Origin of the sequence: Streptomyces sp. NPDC006372 (assembly GCF_040612515.1) — a bacterium.
Taxonomy (GTDB): Bacteria; Actinomycetota; Actinomycetes; order Streptomycetales; family Streptomycetaceae; genus Streptomyces.
Map to the genome: position 1 here is coordinate 72486 of NZ_JBEXQJ010000036.1, position 20373 is coordinate 92858.

At 72.6% G+C, this 20373-nt stretch carries 15 protein-coding genes; 14 read left to right on the top strand and 1 reads right to left on the bottom strand.

Going from position 1 to position 20373, the window contains the following annotated elements; genetic code table 11:
• From ABZ016_RS35695 to ABZ016_RS35715, 5 genes are read left to right on the top strand one after another with little or no spacing between them, the layout of a single operon-like run.
• Positions 1 to 957, top strand: coding sequence for an ABC transporter permease (locus tag ABZ016_RS35695; protein WP_356920867.1), 957 nt, complete (start codon positions 1 to 3; stop codon positions 955 to 957).
• The gene (locus ABZ016_RS35700) at positions 954 to 1838 is read left to right on the top strand and encodes an ABC transporter permease (protein ID WP_356920868.1); all 885 of its coding nucleotides are present in this window, start codon (positions 954 to 956) and stop codon (positions 1836 to 1838) included. The genes ABZ016_RS35695 and ABZ016_RS35700 overlap by 4 nt, the downstream gene beginning before the upstream one ends.
• Positions 1838 to 3586 carry an ABC transporter ATP-binding protein gene (locus tag ABZ016_RS35705; RefSeq protein ID WP_356920869.1) on the top strand — a complete coding sequence of 583 codons (1749 nt, stop codon included), beginning with the start codon at positions 1838 to 1840 and terminating at the stop codon, positions 3584 to 3586. The genes ABZ016_RS35700 and ABZ016_RS35705 overlap by 1 nt, the downstream gene beginning before the upstream one ends.
• Entirely contained in the window at positions 3583 to 5589 is a 2007-nt protein-coding gene (locus ABZ016_RS35710; protein ID WP_356920870.1) for a CocE/NonD family hydrolase, read from the top strand. Before ABZ016_RS35705 ends, ABZ016_RS35710 begins: the two co-directional genes overlap by 4 nt.
• The gene (locus ABZ016_RS35715; RefSeq protein WP_356920871.1) at positions 5586 to 6254 is read left to right on the top strand and encodes a TetR/AcrR family transcriptional regulator; all 669 of its coding nucleotides are present in this window, start codon (positions 5586 to 5588) and stop codon (positions 6252 to 6254) included. The genes ABZ016_RS35710 and ABZ016_RS35715 overlap by 4 nt, the downstream gene beginning before the upstream one ends.
• On the opposite strand, the gene ABZ016_RS35720 is transcribed toward ABZ016_RS35715, so the two are convergent.
• On the bottom strand, positions 6243 to 7292 hold the full coding sequence (locus ABZ016_RS35720; protein WP_356920872.1) for a LacI family DNA-binding transcriptional regulator: 1050 nt from the start codon (positions 7290 to 7292) through the stop codon (positions 6243 to 6245). The genes ABZ016_RS35715 and ABZ016_RS35720 overlap by 12 nt on opposite strands.
• Positions 7293 to 7537: 245 nt before the next feature.
• On the opposite strand from ABZ016_RS35720, the gene ABZ016_RS35725 reads away from it, so the two are divergent.
• The 9 genes from ABZ016_RS35725 (at position 7538) to hypE (ending at position 20270) form a co-directional block, all read left to right on the top strand.
• On the top strand, positions 7538 to 10798 hold the full coding sequence (locus ABZ016_RS35725; protein WP_356920873.1) for a discoidin domain-containing protein: 3261 nt from the start codon (positions 7538 to 7540) through the stop codon (positions 10796 to 10798).
• The gene (locus ABZ016_RS35730) at positions 10795 to 12285 is read left to right on the top strand and encodes a family 43 glycosylhydrolase (protein WP_356920874.1); all 1491 of its coding nucleotides are present in this window, start codon (positions 10795 to 10797) and stop codon (positions 12283 to 12285) included. Before ABZ016_RS35725 ends, ABZ016_RS35730 begins: the two co-directional genes overlap by 4 nt.
• Positions 12286 to 12362: 77 nt before the next feature.
• Positions 12363 to 14105, top strand: coding sequence for an enoyl-CoA hydratase-related protein (locus ABZ016_RS35735; protein ID WP_356920875.1), 1743 nt, complete (start codon positions 12363 to 12365; stop codon positions 14103 to 14105).
• Positions 14102 to 14689, top strand: coding sequence for a hydrogenase maturation protease (locus tag ABZ016_RS35740; RefSeq protein ID WP_356920876.1), 588 nt, complete (start codon positions 14102 to 14104; stop codon positions 14687 to 14689). The genes ABZ016_RS35735 and ABZ016_RS35740 overlap by 4 nt, the downstream gene beginning before the upstream one ends.
• Positions 14690 to 14727: 38 nt before the next feature.
• A complete protein-coding gene (gene hypB, locus ABZ016_RS35745) occupies positions 14728 to 15465 on the top strand; it encodes a hydrogenase nickel incorporation protein HypB (RefSeq protein ID WP_356920877.1) in 738 nt (245 codons plus the stop codon).
• Complete coding sequence (gene hypF, locus ABZ016_RS35750) at positions 15462 to 17783, top strand: carbamoyltransferase HypF (RefSeq protein WP_356920878.1); 2322 nt, start codon at positions 15462 to 15464, stop codon at positions 17781 to 17783. Before hypB ends, hypF begins: the two co-directional genes overlap by 4 nt.
• A gap of 3 nt (positions 17784 to 17786) precedes the next feature.
• Positions 17787 to 18068, top strand: a complete 282-nt coding sequence (locus ABZ016_RS35755) for a HypC/HybG/HupF family hydrogenase formation chaperone (protein ID WP_003988167.1) — start codon at positions 17787 to 17789, stop codon at positions 18066 to 18068.
• On the top strand, positions 18065 to 19207 hold the full coding sequence (gene hypD / locus ABZ016_RS35760) for a hydrogenase formation protein HypD (RefSeq protein WP_356920879.1): 1143 nt from the start codon (positions 18065 to 18067) through the stop codon (positions 19205 to 19207). Before ABZ016_RS35755 ends, hypD begins: the two co-directional genes overlap by 4 nt.
• A complete protein-coding gene (hypE, locus tag ABZ016_RS35765) occupies positions 19200 to 20270 on the top strand; it encodes a hydrogenase expression/formation protein HypE (protein WP_356920880.1) in 1071 nt (356 codons plus the stop codon). The genes hypD and hypE overlap by 8 nt, the downstream gene beginning before the upstream one ends.
• The last annotated feature ends 103 nt before the right edge of the window (positions 20271 to 20373 follow it).

Consider the following 20373-nt stretch of genomic DNA (forward strand, 5'->3'; position numbering starts at 1 on the left):
ATGCTCTCCTTCGTCGCCCGCCGGAGCGCGGCCGCGCTCGGCACGCTCCTGCTCTCCTCCCTGCTGGTCTTCCTCGCCGTGCAGGCGCTGCCCGGCGATGTCGCCACCCAGGTCCTCGGCAAGGACGCGACCCCGCAGGCGGTGGCCCAGCTGCGCGGCAGTCTCGGACTCGACCGGCCCGCCTGGGAGCGGTACGCCGACTGGATGTGGGGCGCCCTGCACGGCGACTTCGGCACGTCCCTCGTCTCCGGGAAGACGGTCGGCGGCGAAGTCGCCCAGTACCTGGGCAACTCCGCGCTCGTCGCCGTCATCACGATCCTGTTCGCGGTGACCGGCTCACTGTTGCTGGGCATCGTCGCCGGGCTCTACCGGGACCGCTGGCCCGACCACCTCATCTCGACGGTCAGCCTCGTCGGCATGAGCGTCCCCGAGTTCGTCGTGGCCACCGTCCTCGTGCTGTGCTTCTCCGTCGCGCTGCCGTGGTTCCCCGCGGTCGTCCTCTACGGCCCCGACGCCACCGTCGGCCAGCTCCTGCCCGCCGTCTGGCTCCCGGCGCTCGCCCTCGCGGTGGTGATGGCCGCCTACATCGTCCGTATGGCCCGCACCTCGGTGATCGACGTGATGGCGAGCGAGTACGTCACCACCGCCCGCCTCAAGGGCCTGTCCACCTGGCGGGTCGTCACCCGGCACGCCCTTCCCAGCGCCCTGCTGCCCGTCCTGCACGTGATCGCGCTCAACGTGGCCTGGCTGCTGGGTGGTGTCGCCGTCGTGGAGAACGTCTTCAACTACCCGGGCGTCGGCAAGCTGATGCTCTCCTCGGTGCAGAACCGGGACCTGCCCGTCATCCAGGCCATCGCCCTGATCAGTGCCGTCGTCTACGTCGCGTGCAACCTCGCCGCCGACCTCAGCGCCATGGCCCTCAACCCCAGGCTCCGCACCCGAGGGAGGATCCGATGACCACGGCCGACACCGCCCCTGCCGTCGCCCCGTCCGCACGAACCGCCCGTGCCTGGCGCACCCTGTGCTCCTCGCGCACGGCCCTGGTCGGGCTCGCGATCGTCGCCGTCCACGTCGTGATCGCGCTGCTGGCCCCGCTGCTCACCTCCTACGACCCGATCGCGGGCGACGCCTCGCGTGCCCTGCTCGGCCCGGGCGGTGCGCACTGGGCGGGCACCGACCAGTACGGGCGGGACGTCCTCGCGCGTGTCCTGTACGGGGGCCGGTACGCGCTCGGTGTGTCCGTCGCCGCCACCGTGGTGAGCGTCGCCCTCGGCACGGTCGCCGGCTGCGCGGCCGCCCTGCGGGGCGGCTGGTTCGACGACCTGCTGGGGCGGGTGCTGGACGCGGTACTGGCCGTGCCGGCGGTCCTGGCGCTGCTCGTGGTCGTCACCGCGCTCGGCACCGGCCCCGCGGTCATCGTGCTCGCCGTCGCCGTCGTCTTCGTCCCGCAGGTGGTGCGGGTGGTGCGCGGGGCCGCTCTGGCGGTCGTGCCCGCCGACTACGTGACCGCCGCCCGGGCCCGCGGGGAGGGCACCTGGTCGATCCTGCGCCGTGAGGTCCTGCCGAACATCGTCGACGTGGTGTGCGTCGAGTTCGCGATGCGCGCCTCCTGGGTCGTGCTGCTGATCTCGTCGCTGTCCTTCCTCGGGTTCGGCGCCGACCCGCCGACTCCCGACTGGGGCCTGATGGTGGCCGAGAACCGCACCGCCATCACCGTCGTGCCGATGGCGAGCGTCGCGCCGATCATCGCCCTGGCGACGCTCGTGATCGGACTCAACCTCGCGGCCGACGGCCTGTCCAAGGCGTGGGGCGTCGACCGGATCAGGGAGGGCTCGTGATGACCCCGCTCGTCTCCGTCAACTCCCTTTCCGTGGCTTACCGTTCCGGTGGCCGCGAGATACCCGTGGTGCACGAGGTGTCGCTGGAGGCCGCCGCGGGGCGGACCCTCGCGCTGGTCGGCGAGTCCGGCAGCGGCAAGTCGACCCTCGCCGCCGCCCTGCTCGGGCATCTGCGGCACGGCTCCCGGGTCACGGGCGGCTCCGTGGAGGTGGCCGGCCGGGACGTCTTCGCCCTGTCCGCGCCCGAGCTGCGGCGGCTGCGTGGCCGGACGGTCGCCATGGTCGCCCAGAACGCGGGTCAGGCGCTGACCCCGTCCATGCGGATCGGCCGGCAGATCGCGGAGGCGGGCGGCGACATCCCCGTCACCGACCTGCTCGACCAGGTCCGGCTGCCGCGCCCCGCCGAGCTGGCCCGCCGCTATCCGCACGAGCTGTCCGGCGGCCAGCAGCAGCGCGTCGCCCTCGCCATGGCCCTCGCCGCCCGCCCCAAGGTGCTGGTCCTCGACGAGCCGACCACCGGTCTGGACGTCGTCACCCAGCGGGGCGTGCTGGACCTGATCGCCGCCCTGCGCGACGAACTCGGCCTGGCGGCCGTGCTGGTGAGCCACGACCTGGGCGTCGTGGCGCACCTGGCCGACGAGGTCTGTGTGCTGAAGTCGGGCCGGGTGGTGGAGTCGGCACCGACCCGGCAGCTGTTCGCGCGGCCCGAGCAGCCGTACACCAAGCGGCTGCTGGCGAGCGTGCCGCGGCTGGACGACGCCGGTCTCGCCCTCGTACGGGAGTCGGGCGAGCGCGAGATCCGCCCGCGGGCCGTCGTTCCGGAGGGCGCGCAGGTCGCCGTCTCGGCCCGGGACGTCACCGTCGACTACGGCCGCTCCCGTGCCGTACGCGGGGTCTCCTTCGAGGTCCGGCGCGGTGAGGTGCTGGCCCTCGTGGGCGAGTCGGGCAGCGGCAAGTCCACGCTGGCCTGGGCGCTGGCGGGGCTGCGCACACCGTCGGGCGGCACCATGACCCACGAGTCGGGCGACCTGGCCCGGCCCGCGCAGCGGCGCCCGATGTCCCTGCGGCGACGGGTGCAGCTCGTCTTCCAGAACGCGGACACCTCGCTCAATCCCCGGCGCTCGGTCGGCGACGCCGTCCGGCGCCCGCTGCGGTTCTTCGGCACCGCCGGCGGCCGGACGGAGTCGGCCGAGCGCGCCCGGCGGCTCATCGCCGACGTCCGCCTGGACCCGGCCCTCGCCGACCGGCTGCCGGCCCAGCTCTCCGGCGGCCAGCGGCAGCGCATCGGCATCGCACGGGCACTGGCCGGCGAGCCGGACGTCCTCGTCGCCGACGAGATCACCACCGCGCTGGACGTCTCCGTCCAGGCCGAGGTGCTGCGCCTGGTCGACGACCTGCGCCGGGAACGCGACCTGGCCTGCCTGTTCATCAGCCACGACCTGGCCGTCGTCCGTGGCATCGCGGACCGCGTCGTCGTCCTGCGCGGCGGTGTGGTGGTGGAGGAGGGCCCGACGGAAGCCGTCTTCGCGGCTCCCCGGCACCCCTACACGCGGCAGTTGATGGCGGCCGCGCTCGAACCCGACCCCGACGCACGGCCTCCGGTGGAAGCGGCCCCCGACTGGGCCGACGCCGCCCACGAGGGCGACGTGTGGACCGACCACGGCGACGGCCACCGCGTGCGCCGCTGGCGGCCCGGCGGCACCCCCGACGACAACCCGACCGCTCCCGTCGCAGAAGGAGTTTCGTGAAGTACCGCGACCGGTTCGAACGCCAGGTCGTCCGCGAGGACGTGTGGATTCCCACCCGGGACGGCAGGACCCGCCTGCACGCCCGTATCTGGCGCCCGGCCGACGCCGACACGTCCCCCGTGCCCGCACTGCTCGAGTACCTGCCGTACCGCAAGAGCGACTGGACCGCCCCGCGCGACACCCAGCGCCACCCCTGGTACGCCGGTCACGGCTACGCCTCCGTCCGGGTCGACATCCGCGGCCACGGCGACAGCGAGGGCACACCCGGCGACGAGTACGACGCCCAGGAGCTCGCGGACGGCGTGGACGTCGTCAACTGGCTCGCCGCACAACCCTGGTGCACCGGCAAGGTCGGCATGTTCGGCATCTCCTGGGGCGGTTTCAACTCTCTCCAGATCGCCGCTCTCGCCCCCGAACCGCTCAAGGCGGTCGTCACGGTGTGTTCCACCGACGACCGCTACGACAACGACGTCCACTACACGGGCGGCGCCGTCCTCGGGATCGACATGCTCGCGTGGGCCGGCACCATGCTCGCCTTCACCGCGCGCCCGCCGGACCCCGCGAACGTCGGCGCGGACCGCTGGCTGCCGATGTGGCGCGAACGCCTCGACGCGCTCGAGCCCTTCCTGCACACCTGGCTGGAGCACCAGCAGCGGGACGACTACTGGCGGCACGGCAGCGTCTGCGAGGACTACCCGGCGATCGGCGCGGCCGTGCTCGCGGTCGGGGGCTGGAACGACCCGTACCGGGACACCGTGCTGCGGCTCGTGGAGCACCTGCCCGGCGACCGGGTACGGGGCATCATCGGCCCCTGGTCGCACCAGTACCCCGACCGGGGGCTGCCGCCCGGCCCGGCCATCGGCTTCCTCCAGGAGACACTGCGCTGGTGGGACCAGCACCTCAAGGGCATCGACACCGGGATCATGGCGGAGCCGCTGCTGCGCGCCTGGCTGGGCGACTCCGTACCGCCCGCCCCGTCGTACGAGGAGATGCCCGGACGCTGGGTGAGCGACGCCGAGTGGCCCAGCCCGGACGTCACGTGGGACACCCGGCCGCTCGGCGCGAGCCGCGACCCGGTCCTCGTCCGCTCTCCGCAGCACACCGGCCTCGACGCCGGCCGTTTCTTCCCGTTCGGCAACGCCGCCGACCTGCCGCCCGACCAGCGCGAGGAGGACGGGCGGTCCGTCTGCTTCGACTCCGCGCCCCTGGACGGACGCGTGGAGATCCTCGGCCGCCCGCGGGTCCGGCTCCGTCTCGACAGCGCCACCCCACGGGCCCATGTCGTCGCCCGGGTGTGCGACGTCGCTCCCGACGGGTCGTCCACGCTCGTCACCCGGGGCGTGCTCAACCTGCTCAGCAGGCACGGACGCGAGCTGGCCGTCGACTGGACCCCGGGGACGTACGAGGACGTGGAGTTCGAGCTCAACGGCGCCGGTTACGCCTTCCCGCCCGGCCACCGCATCCGCGTCGCCCTCTCCGACGCCTACTGGCCCTGGGTGTGGCCGCACGGCGAACGGGGCGCGCTGCACGTCGTCCCGGCCGGCAGCGCGGTGCTGCTGCCCGTGCGGGAGGCCGCCGACGAGGTCCCGGTGCGGTTCGAGGAACCGGAGCAGGCGGTACCGATGCCGGTCACCTACGACACGCCCTCCCACCCCCGCCCCGAGCGCCTGGTCACGCACGACGTGGCCACGGGCGAGTGGACCCTGGAGGTCGACCCCGGGTACGGAGGGTCCCGGACCTACCCGGACGGGCTGCGCTACGAGGAGAGCGCCCGCGAGACGTACACCATCCGCTCGGACGACCCGCTGTCGGCGCGAGCCGTCTCCGAGTGGCACATCCGGCTGCGGCGCGGGGACGACTGGGACGCTGAGATCATGACGCGGACGGAGCTGCGCGCCACGGCCGCGGAGTTCATCATGGACAGCCGTGTCGAAGCACGGGGGAACGGAGAGACAGTGGCCGAGCGCGCATGGCACCGCACCACCCCGAGGACGTCGGGATGACGCCCGCCGACCAGCCGCCGCAGGGCGGCCGGAGCCCGCGCCGTGCCGTTGCCGCGGCCGAACGGACCCGGCAGCCCACCGAGGTGCGGCGGCGCCTCATCGTCGACGCGGCCGTCCCGCTGATCGCGGAACGCGGTTACGCGTCGGTCGGCGTGCGCGACGTGGCCGCCGCGGCCGGGGTGTCCGTCGGCACGGTCACCTACCACTTCGGCAGCGTGCAGGAAGTCCTCTCCGAGGCCATGGTGCTGCACATCGAGCGGTACTACGCGGCGCTCAGTGAGGCCGCCGAGCACGCCACCAGCGCGGCCGAGGCACTCAGGCTGCTGGTCGACGCCCTGTTCACCGAGGACACCGACCGGCACTGGCGGATGTGGTTCGAGTACTGGCACGCGGGCGAGCAGGGCACGGACGAGGCCTTCGCACGAGGGCAGGCCGAGCGGTACGCGGCATGGCACCGGCAGATCCGCGCCCTGGCCGAACGGGGTGTCGGTGACGGCGAGTTCGCCTGCGACGACCTCGACGGCTTCACGGCCCGCTTCGCCGCCCTCGCCGACGGCCTCGCCCTGCAACGACTGCGCCAGGCACCTCCCCTGACCACGGAGCAGGCCCGGCACCACCTCAACCGGCTCATCGCACACGAGCTCGTTCCGCGCTCACCCGCGTGACGGCGCGCGCGGTCCCGGCGGTGCGGTCGAGGCGCGGACGACCAGTTCGACCGGCGGGTCGTCGGGCGGCGGCAGGTCCGCGTCCGGTGTCTCGATCGCCCGGACCAGGAGCCGCAGGCCCTCGCGCGCCACGGCGTCGAAGGGCTGGCGCACCGTGGTCAGCGGCGGGGTCACGTACGCGGCGACGGGAACGTCGTCGAAGCCGGCCACGCTGACGTCGTCCGGCACGCGCAGGCCCGCTTCCGTCAGGGCACGGATCACGCCGACGGCCATGTCGTCGTTGGCGGCGAACACGGCGGTCACCCCGGGGTCGGCGGCGAGCTCACGGCCCGCCGCGTAGCCCGACGCGGCCGACCAGTCGCCGGTGAGCACGGCCGGCCGCTCCCTGCCGTGTGCGGTGAGGGCGCCGCGCCACCCCTCCAGCCGGTCCCGGGCGGCGAACCACCGGCCGGGGCCGGCGACGTGGTGGACCGTCCTGTGGCCGAGGTCGAGCAGATGCTCGGTGACCGTGCGGGCCAGCAGCTCGGCTCCCACTCCCGCGGCCACGGTCCGCGTGCCGCCGAAGGCGGCGGGGGCGCCGAGGACCAGGACCGGAACGTCGACGCTGAGGGAGACCTCTCCCTCGTCGATCGGCTCGGAGACGACGATGCCGTCCACGCCCTGCTCCAGGAGGGACGCCACGGCGCCGACGACACCTCCCGCGTCGCCCTCCAGCGTGGTGACCACCCGCAGCGCGTATCCCGCGTCCCGCGCGGCCCGCTCGATGCCGATCAGGAGCGACGCGGGCCCGTAGAGGGCGGTTCCGAGCGCGACCACGCCGATGGAACGGGTCCGGCCCGAGGCCAGCGCCCGGGCCGCGCTGTTCAGCCGGTACCCGAGTTCCTCGGCCGCCGCGAGCACCCGCCGCCGCACTTCGTCGGAGACGTACCGCTCCCCGTTGAGGACCCTGGACACCGTCTTCTGCGAGACGCCGGCCAGCCGGGCCACGTCCACGCTCCGCGGCGCGGAGCCGCCGGTCCGTGCTCCCACTCGCGTCATCGGTGTCTCCCCTGTCCGGACTGCGCAGTCATACGTACGCGGCGGAAGGGCCCGAGTCAATACCTGGCCTGAAAGGTTTTCCGGACCTCGTGAACACGGTGGTGGCTGGGTTCGGAGGCCGGTCAGCGGTGCCCACGCAACTTCCCTAGTTACTCAATCTCTTGACACCGCATCAGCCTCCTCCTACGTTGCGAAAACCTTTTAGGTCGTTTCCGTGCTCTGCCGTCCCGGACAGGGAGCATCCGATGAGAAGACCGCAGGTTCTCCTGGCCGCACTCGCGCTCGGCGTCTGTTCCCTCGTCCCGGCCGGCCCGGCCGCGGCGGCGCAGACCATCGGGTTCCCCAGCTTCAGCGGCCCCTCGATCCCCGCCCCGCCCGTCGCCCACACCCCGGGCGACATGATGCGGGCGATCTACGACGCGGAGAGCTCGGGGACCGACTTCTGGATGGACCGTCTGCTGGCCCGCTCGGGCAACGACCCGGCCGGCCCCTGGCTGATGAGCCGGGGACGGGCGCTGTTCATGAAGGAGCACGACCCCGCGAAGTTCGGCTTCGGGGGCAAGGTCTCCTACTGGGAGAGCATCAACGGCAACAGCGCCTACACCGTCGCGCTGTCCCCGGGCACCTTCACCGAGCAGGTCTCGCAGCGCCGGCAGACGCCCAGCCACTGGAAGAGCGTGCACACCAGCGGCTCGGTCACGGTCGACCAGACGAAGTTCATCACCGACGACAACGTGGCCGTCACCAACCTGTCGATCAAGAACAACGGATCGAGTTCCACCACGCTCCGATTGCGGGCGACCTCCCCCTACGCCACCTCCGGCAGCGGCAGCGAGCTGACCGGACAGGTCAACGCCTACAACAACCTCACGACCCTCCGCCCCCGGCTCACGGGCGACGGGTTCACCGCGTCCGGCGGCGGCCTCGACCGGTCCCTGACGATCGCGGCCGGTGCCACGGTGACCACGAAGGTGGTCATGGGCTTCGTCACCGACGAGATACCCGAGTCCCGTACCCAGTACGAGGCCTACGCGGACTACTCGCCCGCCACCGCGTTCGCCACGCACGTCAGGGCGTACAACAAGTGGTGGGCGCAGAACGTGCCGTACATCGACGTGCCCGAGCCCGCCATCAAGAAGAACATCTACTACCGCTGGTGGCTGATGCGCTTCAACCACCTCGACGCCGACATCCCCGGGCAGACCTTCCAGTTCCCGACCTCGACCGAGGGCGTCCTCGGCTACAACAACGCCATCGCGCTCACCCAGCCGATGCACATCGACGACCTGAAGTACCTGCGCGACCCGTCCTACGCCTACGGCGACTGGCTGAGCGTCGGCCAGACCTCCAAGGGCGGCCGTTTCCTGGACAACCCGGGCGACCCGGAGAACTGGTCCAACAGCTACACGCAGTACATCGCCGAGGCCGCGTGGAAGAGCTACCAGATCCACGGCGGGCAGCCGGCGATCGCCGCCAGCCTCGCCCGGTACGCCGAGGGCGACGTCAAGGGCCAGCTCGCCCACTACGACCACGACAACAACAAGCTCATCGAGTACGACTGGGGCGCCCTGACCGGCAACGACGCCGACGCGGTCTCCTTCCACTGGAAGCCCGGGAACATGGACCGCGCCGAGTCCGCCTACCAGTACAGCGGGGCGATGGCCGCGGCCCAGGCCTACGAGGCGACCGGCAACACGGCCAAGGCGAGCGAGATGCGCACCCTCGCCGGCCAGATCAAGGACGCCATCGTCAACGTGCTCTGGAACCCCAGCCGGCAGCTGTTCGAGCACCGGCTGAAGTCGACGAACGAGTGGGTGCCCTGGAAGGAGATCAACAACTACTACCCGTTCTCGGTGGGCGCCGTCCCGAACACGGCGGCCTACCGGCAGGCCCTGCGGCTGTTCGACGACCCGGCCCAGTACCCTGTCTTCCCCTTCTACACGGCCAACCAGACCGACAAGAAGGCGGCGGCCGAGGCCGGGGAACCGGGGTCCAACAACTTCTCCACCATCAACTCCACCGTCCAGTTCCGGCTCTACTCGTCGGTGCTGCGCAACTACCCCAACTCCTGGATGTCCGCGACCGACTACAAGAAGCTCCTCTACTGGAACACCTGGGCGCAGTACGTCGGCGGGAACACCCAGTGGCCGGACGCGAACGAGTTCTGGGCCGACTGGAACGGCAACTCGATCGACTACCGCTCCTGGATCCACCACAACATCCTGGGCAGCAGCAACTGGACGGTGATCGAGGACGTGGCGGGGCTCCGGCCGCGCAACGACGCGAAGGTGGAGCTCTCCCCCATCGACATCGGCTGGTCCCACTTCACGGTCAACAACCTCCGCTACCGGGGCGCCGACCTGTCGATCGTCTGGGACGACCCGGCCGACGGCGTGGTGCGCTACCCCGGTATCCCCGAGGGCTACTCCGTCTACGTCAACGGCACCCGGACCGCCACCGTCAGCTCCCTGGTGCCCTTCACCTGGGACCCGGCCACCGGCGAGGTCACCACGAACGGCGCGGTCACCCACCACGCGGCCGCCCCCGGGCTCAAGGCCCCCAACCAGGTGGTGCAGGACAGTCCCCGCATGGTCGACATGCTCGCCAAGGCCGGGGTGGACCTGACCGCGGACCTGGCGAACCTCGCCTCCGGGGCGACCGTGTCCGCCTCCCACACCGGGTCGGGCAGCAGTCTCTCCGGCGCGGTCGACGGGCTTCCGACCAACGAACCGTTCTGGGGCTCCGGCGGTTCCGCGAACAGCCAGGACTGGTACGAGCTGAACTTCGGCACCGCCCGCACCCTCGACGAGGTGCGCCTGTACTTCAAGGACAGCCGCCCGGCGAGCACGACCTACCGGGCGCCCGCGTCGTACACGATCCAGTACCACAACGGCAGTTCCTGGGTGAACGTGCCCGACCAGGTGAAGAGTCCGGACACGCCCCGGGCCAACTACAACCTGGTGCGGTTCCCGGCGATCGGCGCCCAGCGCATCAGGGTCCTGGCCACCCACGCCTCCGGGGCGAAGACCGGCCTGACCGAGGTCAAGGTCCACAACCGGGGCGGTGCCCAGCCACCCGCCAACCTGGCGACCTCGGCCACGGCGTCCGCCTCGTACACCTCTTCCTGGGAAAGCGTCACCGCCGTGAACGACGGTGTCGACCCGCCCTCGTCGAACGACACCGTGAACCCGCGCTGGGGCACCTGGCCGGAGACGGGGCAGCAGTGGGCGGAGCTGACCTGGCCGTCGGCGAAGACGCTGAACAAGGCCGAGGTGTACTTCTTTGACGACGACCAGGGCGTCGACGTGCCCGCCTCGTGGAAGCTCCAGTACTGGAACGGCAGCGCCTACGTCGACGTACCCGGCGCGAGCGGCTACCCGGTGGCGAAGGACCGGTACAACGCGGTCACCTTCACCCCCACGAACACCACGCGACTCCGTGTGCAGCTCACCAGCAACGGCACCAGCTCCGTCGGCCTCCTGGAAGCGAAGGTGTACGGCCCGTGACCCGTTCCCGATACCTCTCCGCGCTCCTCGCCTCACTCACCCTGGCGGTCGCCTTCCTGGCCGCGCCGCCGCCCGCTGCCGCCGCCGTCGCGTTCACCTCGACGGGCGTGAACACCGACGGCGGCAACTGCATCGACCTGCCGGGCGGTTCGACGGCCGGCGGGACGCAGTTGCGCGCCTTCGGGTGCGGCTCCGGGGCGAACCAGGACCTGCGCTTCGCCCCCGTCCCGGGCACGAGTGACACGTACACGATCACGACGCAGTCCGGTCAGTGCGTCGACGTGAGCGGCGCCTCCACGGCGGACAACGCGACGATCATCCAGTGGCCCTGCCACGGCGACACCAACCAGCAGTGGCGGCTGACGCCGGTGAGCGGCGCCGACAGGACCTTCAACCTGGTCTCGGTGAGCTCGGGCAAGTGCGTCACGCCGAGCGGGGGATCCCCGGCGTCGAACACGGGCCTGGTGCAGCTGCCGTGCTCCGCCGCGAACGGCAGGGTGTGGCGGCTGCCCGGCTTCACCGGCGGCGGCACGAGCCCGAACACCTTCACCAACCCGATCGCCCAGCGCGGCCCCGACCCCTGGATGACGTACCACGACGGCTACTACTACCTCGCCACCACGACCTGGAACTCGACGGTCACCATGCGCAGGTCCCGCACCCTCGCGGGGCTGGCCACGGCCGGCGAGCAGGTGGTGTTCCGCCTGACCCGGCCGAACGGGGCGGGCACGATGTGGGCGCCGGAGTTCCATCTGCTCGACGGCCCGAACGGCAAGCGGTGGTACTTCTACTACACCGCCGGGCGGGAACCGTTCGACCTGGGCACGCAGCGCATCCACGTCCTGGAGAGCGCAGGCCTCGACCCGATGGGGCCGTACACCTTCAAGGCCGACCTGCTCGACCCCGCCCAGGACAACACCTGGGAGCTGGACCCGGGCATCCTCCAGCTGAACGGCAAGCTGTACCTGCTCGGCACCTTCTACAACGGCTCGCAGCCGATGTTCATCCGTCCGCTGTCGAACCCGTGGACCGCGAGCGGCACCCGGCGGATCCTTTCGACCCCGACGTACAGCTGGGAGACGGTCGGCGGCGCGGTCAACGAGGGCGCGGAGGTCCTCCAGCGGAACGGGAAGACGTTCATCGTCTACTCCGCCAGCCACTGCTCCACGCCCGACTACAAGCTGGGCATGCTCACGTACAACGGCGGCGACCCGCTCAGCTCCTCCTCCTGGACCAAGTCGCCGAACCCGGTGTTCCAGCGGTCCAACGCCAATGGGGTGTACGGCCCGGGGCACAACGGGTTCTTCAAGTCGCCGGACGGTACGGAGGACTGGATGGTGTACCACGCCAACAGCTCCGCGAGCGGCGGCTGCGACATGAACCGCTCGACCAGGGCACAGAAGTTCACCTGGAACGCCGACGGCACCCCGAACTTCGGCACCCCGGTGGGCCTGGGCGTACCGCTGACGGTGCCGTCGGGCGAGTAGCCCGGAAGCGGAAGAGGGCCGCGAAACGCCGTGGTGGTTCTTCTCGGCCCTCCCCCGACCGGCGACCATGCGATGTCATGGACATCTTGCTCGTCGCCAGTGCGTTCAACAGCCTGTCGCAGCGTGTGTACGCCGAACTGTCGGACCAGGACCACCGGGTGGACGTCGTGCTCGCCTCGCACGGGCCCGACGCCGTCCGGGCCGCCGTACGGGAGACGCGCCCGGACCTGGTCGTCGCCCCGATGCTGAAGTCGGCCGTGCCGGAGGACGTGTGGCAGGAGCACACCTGCCTGATCGTGCACCCGGGGCCGCCCGGTGACCGGGGCCCGTCGTCCCTGGACTGGGCGATCGCCGAGGGGGCGCCCCGGTGGGGTGTGACGGTGCTTCAGGCCGAAGCCGCCATGGACGCGGGCGACGTCTGGGCGGACGGGTCCTTCCCGGTGCCGCCGGTGGGCAAGAGCGACCTGTATCGCAACGAGGTGGCGGACGCCGCGACGGCCGCCGTCCTCCAGGCCGTGCGACGGTACGCCGACGGGTCGTACAAGCCGCGCCCGCAGAGCGAGCCCGGGATCAACGTGGTGTGGCGCGACTTCTTCCGCCAGGAGCAGCGGCGCATCGACTGGGAGAACGACAGCACCCAGACGGTGCTGCGCAAGCTCCGCGGGGCCGACTCGCAGCCCGGGGTGCGGGACGAGCTCTGCGGCCGGGAGGTGTTCCTGCACGGCGGGCATCCCGAGGACCGGCTGCGGGGGGAGCCCGGGGAGCTGCTCGCGACCCGGTCCGGCGCCGTCTGCCGGGCGACCCGGGACGGAGCGGTGTGGATCCCCGAGCTGCGCCCGCGCAAGAGCTCGGGTGACCCGGCACCGTTCCGACGCCCGGCGGCCTCGGTGCTCGCCGGCTTCCCGGCCCCGCCCGGATCCCACGGCATGCCGGTCTCCGGCGACCGCCCGTACTGGCTGCCCGAGATCGCCGCCCCGCTCGAACTGCCCCCGGACCGCACCACCTGGACCGACATCCGCTACCGGCAGCAGGGTGACATCGGCTTCCTGTCCTTCTCGTTCCCCGGCGGGGCGATGAGCACCACCCACTGCCGCAGGCTGCTCGCCGGCTACCGGTACGCGCTCAGCCGCCCCACGTCGGTGCTGGTGCTCGGCGGGGCCCGGGACTTCTTCTCCAACGGCATCCATCTCAACGTCATCGAGGCGTCGAGCGACCCGGCGGGCGAGTCCTGGTCCAACCTCAACGCCATGAACGACCTGGTCGAGGCGGTGCTGCGCACCACCGACCGGCTGGTGGTCGCGGCCCTCGGCGGCAACGCGGCGGCCGGCGGCGTCATGCTCGCCCTCGCCGCCGACGAGGTCTGGTGCCGCACCGGCAGCGTCCTCAACCCGCACTACCGGAACATGGGTCTGTACGGCTCGGAGTACTGGACGTACTCGCTGCCCCGCCGGGTGGGCGCCGAGACGGCCGAGCGGCTGACGACCGAGGCGCTGCCGGTGAGCGCCGCGACCGCCGAGCGGATCGGACTGGTGGACCGTCTGGTACCGGTCCCGGCCCAGGAGTTCCGGGGCGAGGTCGAGCGTCTGGCCGCCGGGCTCGCCGGCGCCCCGGATCTCGCGGACCGGATCACCGCCAAGGCCACGGCACGGCACGCGGACGAGCTCCAGCGGCCCCTCGCCGAGTACCGGCGGACCGAACTCGCCCGTATGCGTGCCATCTTCTTCGACCAGCAGGCCCCTTACCACGCGCTGCGGTCCGCCTTCGTCCGCAAGCTGCCGAGCGGCTCCGCGAGGCCCCTGGCCGCCGGAGACGCGCGATGAACGCGCGGCTGCTCGTCGCGGGCGTCGGCAACATCTTCCTCGCCGACGACGCCTTCGGCCCGGAGGTGATCCGCGCCCTGGAGCAGCGCCCGCTGCCGCCCGAGGTGCGGGTGCGGGACTTCGGCATCCGCGGGATGGACCTCGCGTACGCCCTGCTCGACGGCCACGACACCGTCCTGCTGGTCGACGCGGCCGTACGGGGACATGAGCCGGGCACCCTGTCGCTGATCGAGCCGGAGCTGCCCGACCGCACCGGTGGGGGCGCCCCGCCCGAGGCGCACGGCATGGACCCGGCGAAGGTGCTGGCCCTCGCCGCCCACCTGGGCGACGAGCCGCTCCCCCGCGTCCTCGTCCTCGCCTGCGAGCCGGAGCTGCGGGCACCCGCGGACGAGGACATCGCCCCGGGCATCAGCGCGACGGTGCGCGAAGCGGTCGGGCGGGCCGTCGCGGCGCTGCACACCATGGTCCCGGTGCTGCTCGACGACCCCGCGGCGACGCCCCCGTTGAGCCGCCCGGACGAATCCGGGGCCCTGTCGTCGGCCGGGCTGCCGGGGACGGTGAGCGGCGGCGCGGAGGATCGGTAGCGGAACGATTTCCCTACCGACCGCGAGGAGCTGCGCCCATGTGTGAGTCGATGGAAGAGGTCACCCAGGCCGTCCTGGCGAAGAACGACGGTCTGGCCGCGGACCTGCGCGCCGACCTCACACGGCGCGGAGTGTGCGTGGTCAACCTGCTGTCCAGCCCGGGCAGCGGCAAGACCGAACTGCTCGGCCGGGTGCTGGCCAGGGCGATGGAGCGGGGCATCGCGGTGGCCGCGCTCACCGCCGACCTGGCGACCGAGAACGACGCCCACCGGCTGGCCCGTTCGGGGGCTCCGGTGAAGCAGCTCCTCACGGACGGGCTGTGCCATCTGGAGGCACGGCAGTTGCGCGGCCACGTGGAGGGCTGGCTGCCCGAGGACACCTCGCTGCTGTTCGTGGAGAACGTCGGCAACCTCGTCTGCCCGGCCTCCTACGACCTCGGCGAGAGTCTGCGCATCGTGCTCATGGCGGTGACGGAGGGCGAGGACAAGCCGGTCAAGTACCCCACGGCCTTCGGGTCGGCCCATCTGGTGGTCCTCACCAAATCCGACCTGGCCGGGCCCGCCGGTTTCGACCGGGCCGCGTTCGAGGAGCACGTGCGGCGGGTCAACCCCGGGGTGGAGGTGGTGCCGTCCTGCGCCCGCACCGGCGACGGCGTCGACAGCCTGCTGGAGCGGGTGCTCGCCGTACGGGACGGAGCCCCGGTCCACCGGCCGCCCCTGGAGCCCCGTCCGCACATCCACAGCCACGAGGGCGCGGAAGCCGGCCTCGTCTCGTGACAGCCCCCGTCACCCAGGCGGTGCGCCGCCGCGTCACCGTGCGCGGCACCGTGCAGGGCGTGGGGTTCCGCCCGTACGTGCACCGCCTGGCCACCGAACTCGCGCTCGTGGGGTTCGTGAGCAACACGGCGAGCGGTGTCCTCATCGAGGTGGAGGGTCCGCCTGACGGTGTCGCCGCCTTCTGCGACCGGCTGGCGACCCAGCCGCCACCGCTGGCCACCGTGACCGGTGTCGGGCTGGAGGACCTGCGCGTCACCGGCGCCGACGACACCTTCATCATCCGTTCCACCGACCACTCCCCCGGGCGCACGCTCCTCCCGCCCGACACCGCGACCTGCGCCGACTGCCTGCGGGAGCTGGCCGATCCGGCCGACCGCCGTCACCGGCACCCCTTCGTCACCTGCACCCACTGCGGGCCGCGGTTCACCATCGCCACGGGCATGCCGTACGACCGGGCGGTCACCACCATGGCCGGCTTCCCGATGTGCCCCGAGTGTGCCCGCGAGTACGGCGACCCCTCCGACCGGCGCTTCCACGCCCAGCCCGTGGCCTGCCCCCGCTGCGGTCCGCGGCTGCGCCTGGTGCCCGCTCCCGGGAGCGCTGTCCGCCCGGCCCGCGACGCCGACGCCCTGGCGACGGCACGGGCCCTGCTGGCCGCCGGGCGGATCGTCGCCGTCAAGGGGCTGGGCGGCTACCACCTGGCGTGCGACGCCACCGACGCACGGGCCGTCGAGACGCTGCGTTCCCGCAAGGCCCGCGGCGGCAAGCCGTTCGCGGTGATGTGCGCCGACCTGGACGCCGTACGGCGGATCGCCCTGCTCTCCGCGCCCGAACTGGCCGCGCTCACCGGCCCCCGGCGCCCCATCGTCCTGCTCCGCCGGCGAGCGGAGCGCACGGACCTCGCGCCCGGTGTCTGCCCCGGCAGCCCGCATCTGGGCGTGATGCTGCCCTACACCCCGGTGCACACCCTGCTGTTCGGCCTGCCCCGCGATCCGGCGGGCCCCCGCGTCCTGGTCATGACGAGCGGCAACCGCTCGGGGGAACCGATCGTCACGGACGACGACGAGGCACTGACCCGGCTGGCCGGACTGGCCGACGCCTGGCTCGCCCACGACCGGCCCATCGCCTCGCCCTGCGACGACTCCCTGCTGCGGGTGCGCCCCGACGGCAGCGAGCAGGTACTGCGCCGGTCCCGGGGGTACGTGCCGCGCCCGCTGCGGCTGCCGGTGCCGGTGCGGCCCGCGCTCGCCGTGGGCGGCGACCTGAAACACGCCCTGTGCCTCGGTGAGGGCGACGAGGCCTGGTTCGGCCCGCACATCGGCGACATGGGCGACCTGACCACCCTGGAGGCGGCGGAGGGGGCGGTGGCGCACATGCGGTCCCTGACCGGCGTCAGCCCCGAGGTCGTCGCCGCCGACCGGCACCCGGGATACCACTCGACGCGGTGGGCCGCCCGTCTGGCGGGGCAGCCCACCGTGCTGGTCCAGCACCATCACGCGCACATCGCCTCGGCGATGGCCGAGCACGGCCTCGACGGCACCACCCCCGTGATCGGTGTCGCCTTCGACGGCACGGGGTACGGGGACGACGGCACCGTCTGGGGCGGCGAGATCCTGCTCGCCGGCTACACCGGTCACCGGCGCCTGGCGCACCTCGCCCCCGCCCCGCTGCCCGGCGGAGACGCGGGCGTCGCCAACCCGTGCCGGCTGGCCCTGGCCCGGCTGTGGGCGGCAGGCCTGCCGTGGGACCCGGCCCTGCCCAGTGTCGCCGCCTGCGCCCCCGATGAACTGGCGGTGCTCGAACGGCAGGTGACGCGCGGCGTGGCCTGCGCCGCGACCTCCAGCATGGGCCGGCTCTTCGACGCCGTGTCGTCCCTCGTGGGCGTGTGCCATCGCGCGGGGTACGAGGCGCAGGCGGCCCTGGAGCTGGAGGCCGTCGCCGCTTCGGCCTGGGAGGACGGCACCTCGGCGTACGCCTTCGGCTTCGCCGGGGGCAGGTACGACCCGGCACCCGTGCTCGGCGCACTGGTCGCCGATCTCCGGCGCGGCACCCCGGTCCCCGTGCTCGCCGCCCGCTTCCACCGCGCCGTGGCGAGTGCCGTCGCGGAGTCCTGCCGGCGGGCGCGCCAGGAGACCGGCCTGGCCACCGTCGCGCTCACTGGCGGCGTGTTCGCCAACGCGCTGCTGGAGGAGGAGTGCGCGCGGCTGCTGTCGGGGGACGGCTTCGCGGTGCTCCGCCACGGCGAAGTCCCGCCCAACGACGGCGGATTGGCCCTCGGCCAGCTGGTGGTCGCGGCGCACCTACGACAGGAGGAGTGACCCATGTGTTTGGCAGTGCCCGGCAAGGTCGTGGCCATCGAGGACGGCGCGGACCCGCTCACCGGGCTCATCGACTTCGGCGGAGTACAGAAGCAGGCGTGCCTGGAGTACGTGCCCGATGTGCGGGTGGGTGAGTACGTCATCGTGCACGTCGGCTTCGCGCTCCAGCGCCTCGACGAGGAGTCGGCCCTGGCCTCGCTGAAGCTGTTCGAGGAACTGGGGCTGCTGGAGGAGGAGTTCGGCGACGCGTGGGAGCAGGCGGCGAAGGAGGCGGGAACGGCGTGAAGTACATCGACGAGTTCAACGACCCGGATCTGGCCCGGCGGCTGCTCGACGAGATCCGTGCCACCGCGACCCGGCCGTGGGCCCTGATGGAGGTGTGCGGCGGGCAGACACACTCGATCATCCGGCACGGCATCGACCAACTGCTGCCCGAGCAGGTGGAGTTGATCCACGGCCCCGGCTGCCCCGTCTGTGTCACGCCGCTGGAGGTCATCGACAAGGCGCTGGAGATCGCCTCGCGGCCCGATGTGATCTTCTGTTCCTTCGGTGACATGCTGCGGGTGCCCGGCACCGGCCGTGACCTGTTCCGGGTCAAGGGCGAGGGCGGTGACGTGCGCGTGGTGTACTCGCCGCTCGACGCCCTGGAGCTGGCCCGCCGGCATCCGGACCGGGAGGTGGTGTTCTTCGCGATCGGCTTCGAGACCACGGCCCCGGCCAACGCGATGGCCGTGCACCAGGCGCGCCGCCTGGGGCTGAACAACTTCAGCCTGCTGGTGTCGCACGTGCGGGTGCCCCCGGCGGTCGAGGCGATCATGACGGCGCCTCAGTGCCGGGTGCAGGGCTTCCTGGCCGCCGGGCACGTGTGCAGCGTGATGGGCACGGCGGAGTACCCGGAGCTGACCGAGCGGTTCAAGGTGCCGATGGTGGTGACCGGGTTCGAGCCGCTGGACATCCTGGAGGGCATCCGCCGGGCGGTCCGCCAGCTGGAGCGCGGCGAGCACCGGGTGGAGAACGCGTACCCGCGTGCGGTGCGCGAGGAGGGCAACCCGGCCGCCGTGCGCATGATCGAGGAGGTGTTCGAGGTCACCGACCGGGCCTGGCGCGGTATCGGACGGATCCCGGCCAGTGGCTGGCGGCTGAGCGACGCCTTCCGGGCGTACGACGCCGAGCACCGTTTCGACGTCACCGGCATCCGTACCGAGGAGCCCGCCGAGTGCCGCAGCGGCGAGGTGCTGCAGGGGCTGATCAAGCCGACCGAGTGCGCCGCGTTCGGCACCACCTGCACCCCGCGTACACCGCTCGGCGCCACCATGGTGTCCAGCGAGGGTGCCTGCGCGGCGTACTACCTGTACCGCCGGATGAACGCGCCGACGCCGCGGGCCGAAGGGGCCGCGCGGGAGGAGATGAACCCCGTTGCCTGAACAACTCGCCGATGTGGTCGACCCGGCCGGCTGGACCTGCCCCGCCCCGCTGCGCGACCAGCCGGTCGTGGTGATGGGACACGGCGGTGGGGGCGCGCTGTCGGCCGAGCTGATCGAGCAGGTCTTCACACCCGCCTACGGCAACCCCACCCTGGCCGGTCTCACCGACTCCGCCGTCCTCGAACTGGGCGGCGCGCGGCTGGCGTTCTCCACCGACTCCTACGTCGTCCGGCCGCTGTTCTTCCCCGGCGGCAGCCTGGGCGACCTGGCGGTCAACGGAACCGTGAACGATCTGGCGATGAGCGGTGCGCGGCCGGCGTACCTCTCCGCCGCCTTCGTGCTGGAAGAGGGCGTGGAGCTGACGGTCGTGGAACGGATCGCGCGTGCCATGGGCGCGGCGGCCGAGGCCGCCGGGGTCACCGTCGCCACGGGTGACACCAAGGTGGTGGAGTCCGGGCACGGCGACGGTGTGTACGTCACCACCGCCGGTGTCGGGCTCGTCCCGGAGGGGGTGGACATCCGGCCGCAGCGGGCCCGGCCCGGGGACGCCGTCATCGTCAGCGGGCCGATCGGCCTGCACGGGATCGCGATCATGAGCGTCCGGGAGGGGCTGGAGTTCGGGGCCGAGGTCGCCAGTGACACCGCGCCGCTGGCGGATCTGGTGGCGGCGATGCTGGCCGTCACGCCCGACATCCATGTGCTGCGCGACCCCACCCGGGGCGGTCTGGGGGCGTCCCTCAACGAGATCGCCCGGGCCTCCGGGACCGGGGTGCGACTGCAGGAACGTGCCGTTCCGGTGCCGGACGCGGTGGCGAACGCCTGCGGGTTCCTCGGGCTCGATCCGCTGTACGTGGCCAACGAGGGGCGGCTGGTCGCCTTCGTGCCCCCGGCGGAGGCGGAGCAGGTGCTGGCCGCCATGCGGGCCCATCCGCAGGGTGCCGGTGCCACGCTGATCGGCGAGTGTGTCGCCGAGCATCCCGGCATGGTCGTGGTCGCCACCGGCCTCGGCGGCACGCGGGTGGTGGACCTGCCGCTCGGGGAGCAGTTGCCGCGCATCTGCTGACCTCGGCATGACGTGAGCGGGCCCCGCCGTCTCGCCGCCGGCCGGAGTGTGCTTCAGCCGGGAGGTCTGCTCGCCGATGCGCTCGACCAGGCCCACCGCCAGC

Bases quoted from the DNA above. Each gene is read 5' to 3' on its own strand.
- ABZ016_RS35695 (WP_356920867.1), top strand. From the start codon at position 1: ATGCTCTCCTTCGTCGCCCGCCGGAGCGCGGCCGCGCTCGGCACGCTC.
- ABZ016_RS35700 (WP_356920868.1), top strand. From the start codon at position 954: ATGACCACGGCCGACACCGCCCCTGCCGTCGCCCCGTCCGCACGAACC.
- ABZ016_RS35705 (WP_356920869.1), top strand. From the start codon at position 1,838: ATGACCCCGCTCGTCTCCGTCAACTCCCTTTCCGTGGCTTACCGTTCC.
- ABZ016_RS35715 (WP_356920871.1), top strand. From the start codon at position 5,586: ATGACGCCCGCCGACCAGCCGCCGCAGGGCGGCCGGAGCCCGCGCCGT.
- ABZ016_RS35720 (WP_356920872.1), bottom strand. From the start codon at position 7,292: ATGACGCGAGTGGGAGCACGGACCGGCGGCTCCGCGCCGCGGAGCGTG.
- ABZ016_RS35725 (WP_356920873.1), top strand. From the start codon at position 7,538: ATGAGAAGACCGCAGGTTCTCCTGGCCGCACTCGCGCTCGGCGTCTGT.
- ABZ016_RS35735 (WP_356920875.1), top strand. From the start codon at position 12,363: ATGGACATCTTGCTCGTCGCCAGTGCGTTCAACAGCCTGTCGCAGCGT.
- ABZ016_RS35740 (WP_356920876.1), top strand. From the start codon at position 14,102: ATGAACGCGCGGCTGCTCGTCGCGGGCGTCGGCAACATCTTCCTCGCC.
- hypB (WP_356920877.1), top strand. From the start codon at position 14,728: ATGTGTGAGTCGATGGAAGAGGTCACCCAGGCCGTCCTGGCGAAGAAC.
- ABZ016_RS35755 (WP_003988167.1), top strand. From the start codon at position 17,787: ATGTGTTTGGCAGTGCCCGGCAAGGTCGTGGCCATCGAGGACGGCGCG.